Here is a 12,897-nt window from a genome sequence, read left to right as displayed (position 1 = left end):
TTCTTAAAAAATATAGCTGAGTGATTATCACGCACTTTGCGGAAAAGGTTTATAGATCACAGCTTTACAAAATTCTCGTTCAGATCCACGGACCTACCGCATTTAAAAGCAAAAAAAACACTGAATGCTAAAACATCAAAAAATGCTATTATCCGCTACTTTAATATCAGGCACCTGTGTTTAAGGATGGGGACATTTTATGGATCAAGCAGGGATTATTCGCGATCTCCTTAGCTGGCTGGAAGGTCACCTGGATCAGCCGCTTTCTCTGGACAATGTGGCGGCGAAGGCGGGTTATTCCAAGTGGCATTTGCAGCGAATGTTTAAGGATGTCACCGGCCATGCCATCGGTGCCTATATTCGCGCGCGCCGGTTGTCGAAATCAGCTGTCGCATTACGCCTTACCGCCCGTCCAATCCTTGATATTGCGCTGCAGTACCGTTTCGACTCCCAGCAGACCTTCACCCGGGCGTTTAAGAAGCAGTTCTCGCTGACGCCGGCGCTCTACCGCCGCTCGCCGGACTGGAGCTCGTTCGGTATGCGTCCGCCGCTGCGTCTTGGCGAGTTTACCCTGCCGAAACATGAATTTGTCGCCCTGCCCACGACTCAACTGCTGGGGGTAACCCAGAGCTATACCTGTAAGCTGGAGGAAATCTCCGACTTCCGCAACCAGATGCGGGTCCAGTTCTGGCGCGATTTCCTCGGCAACTCGCCGTCGATCCCCCCGGTGCTCTATGGGCTGCATGAACCGCGTCCGAGCCAGGAGAAAGACGATGAACAGGAAGTGTTCTATACCACCGCGCTGACGCCGGAGATGGCTAACGGCCACCTGCAGAACGCCCATCCGGTGACGCTGGAGGGCGGCGAGTATGTCATGTTTACGTATGAAGGGCTGGGTACCGGCCTGCAGGAATTCATCCTGACGGTCTACGGCACCTGCATGCCGATGCTGAACCTGACGCGTCGCAAGGGGCTGGATATTGAACGCTTCTATCCTGAAGATGAAAGCCGGGATCAGGACACGCCGATTCAGTTGCGCTGCGAATATCTGATCCCGATCCGCCGTTAACGCTGCAGCTCGTCCATCGCGGGGGCGTCAAGATGCGAGACGTCGCCCGCCGTTTCCACCACCCAGCCGGAAGCCAGCCACGGGCTCTGCTGATAATCGACGCGCGAGATAGAGCAGTTGCGCAGACGCAGACGACGCTCTGCGTACGCCGGCAGCCCTAAAATCGTGCTCACCAGGCAGCCCAGCGCGATACCATGACTCACCAGCAGTGGTCGACTACCAGCCGGTAATTCCAGACAGGCTGCCAGCGCCGCATGCATGCGTTCGCTAAGCTCCTGCATCGATTCGCCCTGAGGAATACGACCATCCGGCGTGCCGTTGACCAGCTGGCGGCGCCAGCCCTCTTCTTCTTCGCTGAGCGAGTCGATATGGCGCTTCTCCAGCACCCCCATATCCAGCTCGCGCAGGCGCGCATCGGCGATCACGCTGCAGCCGCAGGCTTCGGCGATAATCTCTGCTGTGCGGCGGGTTCGTCCCAGATCGCTGGTAATGATATGGGTGATCCCCAGCGTTCTGGCGCGCTCGCCAACCTGCCAGGCCTGGCGCTCACCGTGTGCGGTCAGCGGGCTGTCGGACTGACCCTGAATACGTCGCTCGGCGTTCCACTGCGTTTCACCGTGGCGAACAAGGTATACCTGTAACATGCTTTTTTTCCGTTCTGAACTCGTTATCGACCGCTTTCGGGCATTACCGCCTGCCCTGGGGGTGATTTAGAGTATACTGCGATGACGTTAGTTTATTCTGAGTTGTTTTGATTATGCACCATGTTGTCTCAGCGACCACTAATCCCGCCAAAATTCAGGCAATTCTGCAGGCTTTTGACGAGATTTTCGGCGAAGGATCCTGCCACATTGAGTCCGTATCCGTCGAGAGCGGCGTGCCGGAACAGCCCTTCGGCAGCGAGGAAACGCGCGCTGGCGCACGAAATCGCGTCGCTAATGCGCGCCTCGCCCAGCCCCATGCCGATTTCTGGGTCGCCATCGAAGCCGGAATTGACGATGGCAGTACCTTTAGCTGGGTGGTCATCGAAAGCGCCAGCCAGCGCGGAGAAGCGCGCTCAGCCACGCTGCCGTTGCCTGACGTTATTCTTGAGCAGGTTCGCGCTGGCGAAGCCCTCGGGCCGGTCATGACGCAGTATACCGGCATCGATCAGATCGGTCGTAAAGAGGGGGCGATTGGGGTTTTCACCGGCGGCAAATTAACCCGCAGCAGCGTTTACCATCAGGCGGTCGTGCTGGCGTTAAGCCCGTTCCACAACGCTATTTATCGCTAGCCAGCAGCGTCTGCTCCAGCCACTGGCGCAGCTCAACCGGCGCCGACTTCAGGCTGTTCGACCCGCGGGTAATGGTCGCAATGCCGGCGCCGAGCTCATTTTTCAGCTCGCGCTGGCTCATCTCGCCGCGCAGCAGCTCTTCGATAATGCGCACCCGGGTTCCCAGCGCTTCGCGCTCATCAGGGGTTAGCATTAGCTGCAGCAGCGGCAGATGCAGATCCTGCGCATAGGCCTGCTGTAGCAGCGTCACAAAGCGCAGCCACTCCTGATGACGTTGTTCGGCAACGGCCGCGGAATAGGGAGATTGTTGGGTCATATCGCGCCACCATATTGAGACGGGCAGCTTACGCTGCCCGTCGAATGTACTCTTCAACGAGTACAAAGCATAACATACTTCCCGGCGATCAGTAACGCTGCCGCCACTCCGCATCGCTGAAGAGCTTATCCTGCTGTCCCATAAAGTAGCGGTAGTAGGCGTCATAGGAGAGGACATTCTTCACGTAGCCGCGGGTTTCCGAGAACGGAATACTCTCGACAAACGCCACGGCGTCGATCCGTCCGGCGCTGTTCCCCTGCCAGGTGCGTACCCGACCCGGCCCGGCGTTATAGGCCGCCGAGGCGTAGATGCGGTTATTGCCGAACTGCTGGTAAACGTACTGCAGATAGCTGGTGCCGATGTTGATGTTGGTTTCCGGATCCAATAGCTGCGACGGGCCGCTGTAGCCGGGAATGCGGAACATGCTGACGGTATGCGTCGCGGTGCCCGGCATAATCTGCATCAGCCCGCTGGCGCCGACCGGCGAGCGCACTTTCGGGTTCCAGGCGCTCTCCTGGCGGGCAATGGCCATCGCGTAGCTCTGCGGAATATCTTTACCGCTGATATAGCGGGCAAACAGATCGTTATAGGCCAGCGGGAAGCGCTCCTCCAGCTGATCCCACAGCTTGCCGGCGATCGTCGCCTGGACGCTCAGATCCCACCAGTGCTGATCGAAGGCATAGCGCGCCAGCTGCGCCTGCTGAGATTTCGTGCGGCTGGTGACCAGATTCGCCCATTCGGTGCGCGCGGTGTTATCCATATTCCAGTACATCAGCTCGCGTACCCGGGCCATCTCCGGACCGGAAGCCAGCGCCGGATCGAGCGTGCCAGTCGCTTTATCGATGCGGAAGGTATACTCCTCGCCGAGACGCTGTGCGGCGACCATCGGGTAGAAACCGCGCTGCTGCATCAACGACCGGAGGATCGCCTGCGCCTCCTCTTCCCTGCCGCGCTCCAGCAACAGATCCGCCTGCCAGTAGCGCCATTCGTCTTTCTCTTTCGCCTCCATCGGCAGGCGCGCCAGCCAGGTATTCAGGCCATGGCGATCGCCCGTCCCCAGCGCCATCCGCACCCGCCGCTCCACCAGAGGCGTGGACTGCGATCGCATAATCGCATCGTCGCGCCAGATGGCCTGCTCTTCGGTCACATCGTTCCCCATCAGGCGCCAGGCGACAATATCGCGTAGCTCCTGGGTCTGATCCTCATTGAGCTGCTGGGCCTGCACCAGCGAAGGGATCATCAAACGGGCATTTTCCACATCCTGACGGGCGACGCTGGCGAAAGCGACGGCGGCCATCTGGCGGGTAAAGTCCGTCGCCCCGGTGGTGCGGGCAAAGGTCAGGACGCTGTTAGGATCGTTAGCCAGGGCGACCACGGCGCTGGCGATGCTCTGGTAGTTGGCGGGCATCTGCTGGGCCAGCGATTTCACCAGCCCGATATTGCCGGCCTTCATCGCCAGGCGGATCCGTTCAAGATAAGCCAGCGGATCCTGCTGGCCGGAGTCGCGCCAGGCGCTGAACAGCGGTTCACAGGCGCCGGGCTGGTTCTTGCCCGTCAGCCAGAGGTCTTTCGCTCCGCTCCAGGCCTCCTGCGACTGCCCCACGCTCAGTTTGGCGTAGTAGTAGTTGCACTGCGCCTCGGTGCTGGTCGGCTTATCGGGACTAAACGCCAGCAAGCCGCGCCAGTCGCTGCGCCGGGCCAGTTCATTCACGAAGCGCGAACGTAATGAACGCGCGGGGGGCAGCGTCGGGTTGGCGTCAATAAAGTTTTTCACCACCAGCGCCGGCTGGTTCATCAGATCGTCGGTAATCTGCCGGTACTGCAAATAGGGATACAGGGGATAGGTGCTTAACGTGGGCATCAGCTGGTCAACCACATCCATCTGCCGGTTATCCCACGCCTGCTTAATTTGTGCGTAGCGGCTGCGCTGTTCATCCAGTGAATCCGCATGCGCCAGCTGACTCAACGCCAACAGACCAACGCTGGCAGCCAAAAGATGCCACGCCATTTTTTTGGCTTTTTCCACAAGCTCTTCCTCTTTCAGGTGCATTTTCGCAGCATCGTGCCGCTTAAAAGCCACTGCCGGTTCGGCAGGCGGCTTTACTTATGCTAATCAGACAACGCTAAACGCGCCATGTCCTGAACATTTTTTTACGCTTCTGTGAATCCTGTCGCCTCGCTGGGATTAGCGCGCGAAAAAGGCTACACTTCGGCTTTGAACTATCTATCAAAATAGAAAGAGGCGAAGTCCAACGTGGCTCAATTCGTTTATACCATGCATCGTGTCGGCAAAGTGGTTCCGCCGAAACGTCATATTTTGAAAAATATCTCCCTCAGCTTTTTCCCTGGCGCAAAAATCGGTGTGCTCGGTCTGAACGGCGCCGGTAAATCTACCCTGCTGCGCATCATGGCCGGTATCGACACCGAGATCGAAGGTGAAGCGCGTCCGCAGCCTGGCATTAAAATCGGCTACCTGCCGCAGGAGCCGCAGCTCAACCCGGAGCACACCGTGCGCGAGTCCGTTGAAGAAGCGGTCGCCGAAGTGGTTAACGCGCTGAAGGGCCTAGACGAAGTCTATGCCAAATACGCCGAGCCGGATGCAGACTTCGATAAGCTTGCCGCACAGCAAGGTAAGTTCGAAGAGATTATCCAGGCGCACGACGGCCACAATCTGAACGTGCAGCTGGAGCGCGCGGCCGACGCCCTGCGCCTGCCGGACTGGGATGCGAAAATCGCCAATCTTTCCGGTGGTGAACGCCGCCGCGTCGCGCTGTGCCGCCTGCTGCTGGAAAAACCAGACATGCTGCTGCTCGACGAACCGACCAACCACCTGGACGCCGAGTCCGTCGCCTGGCTGGAACGCTTCCTGCACGACTTCGAAGGCACCGTGGTGGCAATTACCCACGACCGTTACTTCCTCGATAACGTCGCCGGTTGGATCCTCGAACTTGACCGCGGCGAAGGTATTCCGTGGGAAGGCAACTACTCCTCCTGGCTGGAGCAGAAAGATCAGCGTCTGGCGCAGGAAGCCTCTCAGGAAGCCGCGCGTCGCAAATCCATCGAGAAAGAGCTCGAGTGGGTTCGCCAGGGCGCGAAAGGGCGTCAGTCCAAGGGCAAAGCCCGTCTGGCGCGCTTTGAAGAGCTCAACAACGTTGAATACCAAAAACGTAACGAGACCAACGAACTGTTCATTCCGCCAGGCGCGCGTCTGGGCGATAAAGTTCTGGAAGTCAGCAACTTGCGTAAATCCTACGGCGACCGCGTGCTGATCGACGATCTGAGCTTCTCGGTACCGAAGGGCGCTATCGTCGGCATCATCGGCCCTAACGGCGCGGGTAAATCAACGCTGTTCCGCATGATGTCCGGCCAGGAACAGCCAGATTCCGGCACCATCACCCTGGGCGAAACCGTTAAGCTGGCCTCCGTCGATCAGTTCCGCGACGCGATGGACAACAGCAAGACCGTGTGGGAAGAGGTCTCCGGCGGCCTGGATATCATGAAGATCGGCAACACCGAGATGCCGAGCCGCGCCTACGTGGGCCGCTTTAACTTCAAAGGCGTAGACCAGGGCAAACGCGTTGGCGAGTTGTCCGGCGGTGAACGCGGTCGTCTGCACCTGGCGAAGCTGCTGCAGGTTGGCGGTAACGTACTGCTGCTCGATGAACCGACCAACGACCTGGATATCGAAACCCTGCGCGCGCTGGAAAACGCCCTGCTGGAGTTCCCGGGCTGCGCGATGGTTATCTCGCACGACCGTTGGTTCCTTGACCGTATCGCCACCCACATTCTGGATTACCAGGATGAAGGTAAGGTGGAGTTCTTTGAAGGTAACTTTACCGAGTACGAAGAGTACAAGAAACGCACCCTCGGCGCCGACGCGCTGGAGCCGAAGCGAATCAAGTACAAACGGATCTCAAAATAAAATGCAAAAAGGCAACGCAAGTTGCCTTTTTTAATGTTTGCTCCCTCTCCCACCGGGAGAGGGCCGGGGTGAGGGCATCAGCCCGCAGAGGATCTAGCCCTGCTCCCCCATCAGCTGCTTCACCAGCTCGACGCAGCGCAGGAAGCGCGTATCGTAGTCCGACTCCTTAACATGGACGAACTCGATCTCATTCTCTTTCAGCAGCGACACCAGCAGCGACTGAAACTCTTTACGATCCACCGAACTCCCAAGGCTGCGTAACCCATCGGCCACCCACGGGGTATTGTTCTCCAGCAGGATCACCAGATCGAAGCGGTATTCATCAATCAGCGCCTGCACGAACGGGTGCTCTCGCCCCTCGTACTTCAGGCAGAACGCCTGAGTGCTGACGAAGTCGGTATCGATAAACGCCACCTTGTTGGCATATTTCACTGCGAAATCAATATACTGAGCATGCCCGAGGGCTATTTTATCGTAATCCGAATACTGGAGCGCCATCTCATCGCCGCCGAGATGCGAAAAGACATAATCCCGGCCATATTCCCAGGCGCTGGTGGTATTGAAGATATTGGCGAGCTTATTGACCAGCGTTGATTTCCCGCTCGACTCGCCGCCGAGGATCGCCACCGTCCGCACAAAGAACGGTTTCACTTCCGTCGGAATATATTCCCAGTAACGGAACGGGTTCTCGCGGATCTGGCCGCCGCTAATATTCATAAAGGTCCGCTTAGGATCGATAAGCACCGTCTCGATCCCCAGATGCTCAAGGTACTGCGGCGCATCGGCCTCTTCCGAGGTATAGATCCGGTTCGGCTCGATCCCTTTTTCGCTCATAAAAGCGCGGATCCCATGGCTCCAGACGTCCCAGCCGTGCGGATAGGGCTCCATTCCTTCTTCATTGAAGGCGTGGATGCGAATATTCTTCTGATATTTAAAGGTTTGCAGCAGCCAGCGCAGGCGGTCAGGCACCGTCGGCTGCTGCGACATGGCGCTCTCTTCAAACAGCTCGCGGTCGCGAGTGTCGTCATAGCCCATGATGATATGCAGCTCATCGACCTGGCTACAGGCGCGTTGAATCAAATAGATGTGCCCGGTATGCAGCGGGTAAAATTTACCAAACACCACGCCGACGCTTTTCTGTCGGCGGGGAAACTCCAGCCCGAGGAAACGATGCAGCGCTTCTAGCTTCTGCGCGCTCGGGCTTTTGATTTTGGCATTCAACAGTTGGCTGAGATACCCTTTGGTCATCCCGCTGGCTTCCGCCACCTGCTGCAGGGTACAGCCTTTCTGCTTTATGGCGCTTTTTAAATAGTCAAATGACGACATCGCTAATCTCCTTTTAACTTATTATAAGTCGTCAAAAACGCTTAGCGCGTCTGAAAGCTTTTTCACACCAAAGATTTGCATGCCTTCCGGCACTTTTTTCGGCACATTGGCCGCCGGGACGATGGCGCGGCGGAAGCCATGCTTCGCCGCTTCGGAGATACGCTCCTGACCGCTCGGCACCGGGCGAATTTCGCCAGCCAACCCCACTTCGCCAAAGACCACCAGGTCCTGCGGCAGCGGGCGATCGCGCAAGCTGGAGACCATCGCCAGCAGCAGCGCCAGATCGGCGCTGGTTTCCGTGACCTTCACCCCACCGACCACGTTGACGAAAACGTCCTGATCGGCCATCTGCAGGCCGCCGTGGCGATGCAGCACCGCCAGCAGGATCGCCAGACGGTTCTGTTCCAGCCCCACCGCCACGCGGCGCGGGTTGGACATCATCGAGTGATCCACCAGCGCCTGGATCTCCACCAGCAGCGGGCGGGTCCCTTCCCAGACCACCATCACCGAGCTGCCGGAGGTGATTTCATCTCCCCGGCTGAGGAAGATAGCGGATGGGTTGCTCACTTCGCGCAGCCCCTGCTCGGTCATGGCGAAGACGCCCAGCTCGTTCACCGCGCCAAAGCGGTTTTTGTGGCTGCGCAGAGTGCGGAAGCGGGAGTCGGCATCGCCGTCCAGCAGCACCGAGCAGTCAATACAGTGCTCCAGCACCTTCGGGCCAGCCAGCGAACCGTCTTTGGTGACGTGGCCGACCATGACGATCGCCACGCCGCGTGTTTTGGCAAAGCGCGTCAGGTAGGCCGCCGTTTCACGTACCTGGGCGACGCTGCCCGGCGACGACTGAACGTCGGCCATATGCATCACCTGGATAGAGTCGATCACCATCAGCTGCGGTTTTTCTTCCTCGGCAATCTGACAGATCTGCTCAATGCTGGTTTCCGAGAGCATGTTCAGGTTCGCCGTCGGCAGCCCAAGGCGATGGGCGCGCATCGCCACCTGCTGAAGGGACTCCTCCCCGGTGACGTACAGGGTTTTCATCCCTTCCGCCAGCTTGCACAACGTCTGCAGCAGCAGCGTCGATTTCCCCGCGCCGGGGTTACCGCCAATCAGGATCGCGCTGCCCGGCACCACGCCGCCGCCGAGTACGCGGTCGAACTCTTTAAAACCGGTGGAGAAACGCGGCAGCGCTTCCAGGCTGATGTCTGACAGCTTCTGCACCTTCGAGACGCCGGCGTGACCGGCGTAGCCTGACAAACGCTCGTTTCTCGCCACCTGCGGCGACGCGGCGATGCGCATCTCGGTGATGGTATTCCAGGCATGGCAGGCGCTGCACTGCCCCTGCCAGCGCGGGTAATCCGCACCACATTCATTACAGACAAATGCGCGTTTTGGAGCTTTCGCCACGTTTACCTCTTACTTTTGGTTCATGCTGCCCGAGAGAATACAGAATACCCCCATCAGGTCAGCGTGGCGGATAGTCACTTCCGCCTGTTCATTCACTTTAGGCTTCGCATGATACGCGATGCCAAGCCCGGCAGCCTTAATCATCGGCAGGTCGTTGGCGCCATCGCCGATGGCCACGGTCTGCGCCGTTGGGATCGCATACTTTTCCGCCAGCTTGCGCAGCGTATTGGCTTTGTATTTGGCATCGACGATATCGCCGAGCACGTTGCCGGTGAGCTTGCCGTCGCGGATCTCCAGTTCGTTGGCGAACACCGCGTCAAGATGCAGCTTATCGCGCAGATACTCGGCGAAGAAGGTGAAGCCGCCGGAGGCGATCGCCACCTTCCAGCCCAGCGTTTCCAGCTTGAGCACCAGCTGCGCCAGGCCCGGCATCAGCGGCAGCGCGTCGCGAACCTGCAGCAGAATGCTGGCATCAGCGTCTTTCAGCGTCGCCACGCGCTGGCGCAGGCTGGCGGTGAAGTCCAGCTCCCCGCGCATCGCCCGCTCGGTCACTTCCGACACCAGCTCGCCGGTGCCGGCCAGTTTCGCGATCTCATCGATGCATTCGATCTGGATCGCCGTGGAGTCCATATCCATCACCAGCAGTCCCGGGGTGCGCAGATGAGGGATTTTACCCAATGGCGCGACGTCCAGCCCCGCCTCATGCGCCAGTCGCGTCGCACGGGGGGTCAGCGAACCGGCCAGGCGGATCACCTGGTAATCCTCGACCACCCAGGAGGCGACGATCACTAACGCGGCGCCCAGCTCACGCTGCCAGTCCGTCAGACGGCGTTTATCCAGCCCACGCCCGTACAGCAGCCAGCCGCTGCGCCCGGCGTGATAATCCAGCGGCATGACCTCGTCACCGCTCAGGGAAAGCGGCAACCCAGGCCACAGGGAAACGTCTTCAGGCAGGTCGCACCAGGTCAAACTGTTAGGCATTACGGCTCCACATCTCTTCATTCAGGCGAGGAAAATAACGCATGAGGCTACCTTGTAACCAGCGCTTCTGGCAACATTAAGCTGCAAATTTTCAAAGGTGGAATATGGTTCGCGCAAAACTGAAATTCCGGCTGCATCGTGCGGTCATTGTCCTTATCTGTCTCGCCCTGCTCGTCGCGCTGATGCAGGGCGCCTCGTGGTTCAGTCAGAACAGTCAGAAACAACGCAATCCGCAGCTGGAAGAGCTGGCCCGCACGCTGGCGCAGCAGGTGGTGCTGAATCTCGCGCCGCTGATGCGCAGCGAGACGCCGGACGAAAAGCGCATCAATCAGCTGTTGACGCAGCTCACCCACAACAGCCGCGTACTGGACGCCGGGGTATATGACGACCAGGGCGACCTGGTGGCGCGCTCTGGCGAAAGCGTCGAGGTTCGCGACCGGCTGGCGCTGGATGGTAAGAAAGCCGGCGGCTACTTCAACCAGCAGATTGTCGAGCCGGTGCCGGGAAAAAACGGCCCGCTGGGCTACCTGCGTCTGACCCTCGATACCCATACGCTGGCGACCGAGGCGAAGCAGGTGGATAATACCACCAATATCTTACGCCTGATGCTGTTGCTGTCCCTGGCCATCGGCGTGGTACTGACCCGCACGCTGCTGCAGGGCAAACGCACCCGCTGGCAGCAATCGCCCTTCCTGCTCACCGCCAACAAGCCGGTTGAGGATGAAGACGATGAAAAGAAAGGAAATCTATAATGTCCACACTGCGCCTCCTGCTTTCTGACTCTTACGACCCGTGGTTCAACCTGGCGGTCGAGGAGTGCATTTTCCGCCAGATGCCCGCCACCCAGCGGGTGCTGTTCCTGTGGCGCAATGCCGATACCGTGGTCATCGGCCGCGCGCAGAACCCGTGGAAGGAGTGTAATACCCGCCGCATGGAGGAAGATCATGTGCGGCTGGCCCGTCGCAGCAGCGGCGGCGGCGCGGTGTTCCACGACCTCGGCAATACCTGCTTTACCTTTATGGCAGGCAAACCGGAGTACGACAAAACCGTCTCCACCGCTATTGTGCTGGCGGCGCTCAATTCACTTGGCGTAACCGCCGACGCCTCCGGGCGCAACGATCTGGTGGTCAAAACCGACAGCGGCGACCGCAAAGTCTCCGGCTCAGCCTATCGTGAAACCATGGACCGCGGTTTTCACCACGGCACCCTGCTGCTCAACGCCGATCTAAGCCGTCTCGCCAACTACCTCAACCCGGACCAGAAAAAGCTGCAGGCTAAAGGCATTACCTCGGTGCGCGGGCGGGTGGCGAACCTGGTTGAGCTGCTGCCGGGCATTACCCATCAGCAAGTTTGCGAGGCGATCCAGGAGGCGTTCTTCAGCCATTACGGCGAACGGGTAGACGCCGAGGTGATCTCCCCGGACAACACGCCGGACCTGCCGAACTTTGCCGACACTTTCGCTCGCCAGAGCAGTTGGGAGTGGAACTTCGGCCAGGCGCCCGCCTTTTCCCACCTGCTGGACGAGCGCTTCCCCTGGGGCGGCGTCGAGCTGCATTTTGACGTTGAGAAGGGCCATATCACCCGCGCGCAGGCCTTTACCGATAGCCTGAATCCGGCGCCGCTGGAGGCGCTGGCGGAACGCTTAATCGGCTGTCAGTATCGGGCTGAGGTTTTGCAGCAGCAGTGTGAGGCGCTAATGGAGGACTTCCCGGAGCAGGAAGCGGAACTCAAAGCGCTGTCGGTGTGGATTGCCGGCGCGGTACGCTAAAAAAAAGCCCGCTGGCGTAGCGCTTAGCGGGCCTGGAAAACCGCAGGCCGGGTCAGGCGAAGCCGCCGCCCGGCACAACAGCTTTTACTCTTTATCGCCCAGCAGCACGGATTCCAGCGCGATTTTAATCATGTCGTTGAACGTGGTCTGACGCTCCGCGGCAGTGGTCTGCTCGTGGGTACGAATATGGTCAGACACGGTGCAGATGGTCAGCGCTTTCGCCCCGAATTCCGCCGCCACGCCGTAGATACCCGCCGCTTCCATTTCCACGCCCAGGATGCCGTATTTTTCCATCACGTCGAACATGGACGGGTCCGGGGTATAGAACAGGTCTGCAGAGAAGATGTTGCCGACGCGCGCGTCAACGCCCAGCGCTTTCGCCGCGTCTACCGCGTTACGCACCATGCCGAAATCGGCAATCGCCGCGAAGTCGTGGTCTTTAAAACGCAGACGGTTCACTTTGGAGTCGGTGCAGGCGCCCATACCGATCACCACGTCGCGCAGTTTGACGTCTTCGCGCACCGCGCCGCAGGAGCCGACGCGGATGATTTTCTTGACGCCGAAATCGGTGATCAGCTCTTTGGTGTAGATAGAGCAGGACGGAATACCCATCCCGTGGCCCATGACGGAGATTTTGCGGCCTTTATAGGTGCCGGTGAAGCCCAGCATGCCGCGCACGTTGTTCACTTCACGCACGTCTTCGAGAAAGGTTTCTGCAATGTGCTTGGCGCGCAGCGGGTCGCCCGGCATCAAGACTACGTCAGCGAAATCGCCCATTTCTGCGTTAATGTGAGGAGTTGCCATCTTCAGTTCCTTTTACATTGTTGTTTTTGCCGGG

At 59.1% G+C, this 12,897-nt stretch carries 12 protein-coding genes; 5 read left to right on the top strand and 7 right to left on the bottom strand.

Annotated features, from left to right (window positions below; translation table 11 throughout):
* Nucleotides 1–199 precede the first annotated feature (199 nt).
* A complete protein-coding gene (gene robA, locus AC6CWS_RS04440) occupies nucleotides 200–1,069 on the top strand; it encodes an MDR efflux pump AcrAB transcriptional activator RobA (protein ID WP_065883307.1) in 870 nt (289 codons plus the stop codon).
* Here robA and gpmB read toward each other — a convergent pair.
* Nucleotides 1,066–1,713: a 2,3-diphosphoglycerate-dependent phosphoglycerate mutase GpmB gene (gpmB, locus tag AC6CWS_RS04435; RefSeq protein WP_004204216.1), complete on the bottom strand. Its 648-nt coding sequence runs from the start codon at nucleotides 1,711–1,713 to the stop codon at nucleotides 1,066–1,068. The genes robA and gpmB overlap by 4 nt on opposite strands.
* Nucleotides 1,714–1,826: 113 nt before the next feature.
* On the opposite strand from gpmB, the gene yjjX reads away from it, so the two are divergent.
* Entirely contained in the window at nucleotides 1,827–2,342 is a 516-nt protein-coding gene (gene yjjX, locus AC6CWS_RS04430) for an inosine/xanthosine triphosphatase (RefSeq protein WP_065883305.1), read from the top strand.
* Here yjjX and trpR read toward each other — a convergent pair.
* Together trpR and sltY are read right to left on the bottom strand one after the other, a co-directional pair.
* Complete coding sequence (trpR, locus tag AC6CWS_RS04425; RefSeq protein WP_065883303.1) at nucleotides 2,329–2,658, bottom strand: trp operon repressor; 330 nt, start codon at nucleotides 2,656–2,658, stop codon at nucleotides 2,329–2,331. The genes yjjX and trpR overlap by 14 nt on opposite strands.
* A gap of 88 nt (nucleotides 2,659–2,746) precedes the next feature.
* Entirely contained in the window at nucleotides 2,747–4,684 is a 1,938-nt protein-coding gene (sltY, locus tag AC6CWS_RS04420; RefSeq protein WP_065883330.1) for a murein transglycosylase, read from the bottom strand.
* Nucleotides 4,685–4,912: 228 nt separating this feature from the next.
* On the opposite strand from sltY, the gene ettA reads away from it, so the two are divergent.
* Nucleotides 4,913–6,580 (top strand): energy-dependent translational throttle protein EttA, encoded by a 1,668-nt coding sequence (ettA, locus tag AC6CWS_RS04415; protein WP_023291900.1) that lies wholly within the window; start codon nucleotides 4,913–4,915, stop codon nucleotides 6,578–6,580.
* A 93-nt stretch (nucleotides 6,581–6,673) separates the two neighbouring features.
* On the opposite strand, the gene nadR is transcribed toward ettA, so the two are convergent.
* From nadR to serB, 3 genes are read right to left on the bottom strand one after another with little or no spacing between them, the layout of a single operon-like run.
* Entirely contained in the window at nucleotides 6,674–7,906 is a 1,233-nt protein-coding gene (gene nadR / locus AC6CWS_RS04410; RefSeq protein WP_004886547.1) for a multifunctional transcriptional regulator/nicotinamide-nucleotide adenylyltransferase/ribosylnicotinamide kinase NadR, read from the bottom strand.
* Nucleotides 7,907–7,927: 21 nt separating this feature from the next.
* Nucleotides 7,928–9,310 carry a DNA repair protein RadA gene (gene radA, locus AC6CWS_RS04405; RefSeq protein WP_023291899.1) on the bottom strand — a complete coding sequence of 461 codons (1,383 nt, stop codon included), beginning with the start codon at nucleotides 9,308–9,310 and terminating at the stop codon, nucleotides 7,928–7,930.
* A gap of 9 nt (nucleotides 9,311–9,319) precedes the next feature.
* Nucleotides 9,320–10,291: a phosphoserine phosphatase gene (serB, locus tag AC6CWS_RS04400; RefSeq protein WP_023291898.1), complete on the bottom strand. Its 972-nt coding sequence runs from the start codon at nucleotides 10,289–10,291 to the stop codon at nucleotides 9,320–9,322.
* A gap of 104 nt (nucleotides 10,292–10,395) precedes the next feature.
* Between serB and AC6CWS_RS04395 the strand changes: the two genes are divergently transcribed.
* Together AC6CWS_RS04395 and lplA are read left to right on the top strand one after the other, a co-directional pair.
* The gene (locus AC6CWS_RS04395; RefSeq protein WP_023291897.1) at nucleotides 10,396–11,043 is read left to right on the top strand and encodes a YtjB family periplasmic protein; all 648 of its coding nucleotides are present in this window, start codon (nucleotides 10,396–10,398) and stop codon (nucleotides 11,041–11,043) included.
* A complete protein-coding gene (gene lplA, locus AC6CWS_RS04390) occupies nucleotides 11,043–12,059 on the top strand; it encodes a lipoate--protein ligase (protein WP_032452385.1) in 1,017 nt (338 codons plus the stop codon). Before AC6CWS_RS04395 ends, lplA begins: the two co-directional genes overlap by 1 nt.
* Nucleotides 12,060–12,143: 84 nt before the next feature.
* Here the strand turns inward: lplA and deoD are convergent, their stop codons facing one another.
* Nucleotides 12,144–12,863: a purine-nucleoside phosphorylase gene (gene deoD / locus AC6CWS_RS04385; protein ID WP_002887789.1), complete on the bottom strand. Its 720-nt coding sequence runs from the start codon at nucleotides 12,861–12,863 to the stop codon at nucleotides 12,144–12,146.
* Nucleotides 12,864–12,897 lie beyond the last annotated feature (34 nt).

It is taken from the genome of Klebsiella sp. M041, from assembly GCF_059759695.1.
Note: the sequence above shows the minus strand (reverse complement) of the source record. Positions and strands in the feature narration are given on the sequence as shown.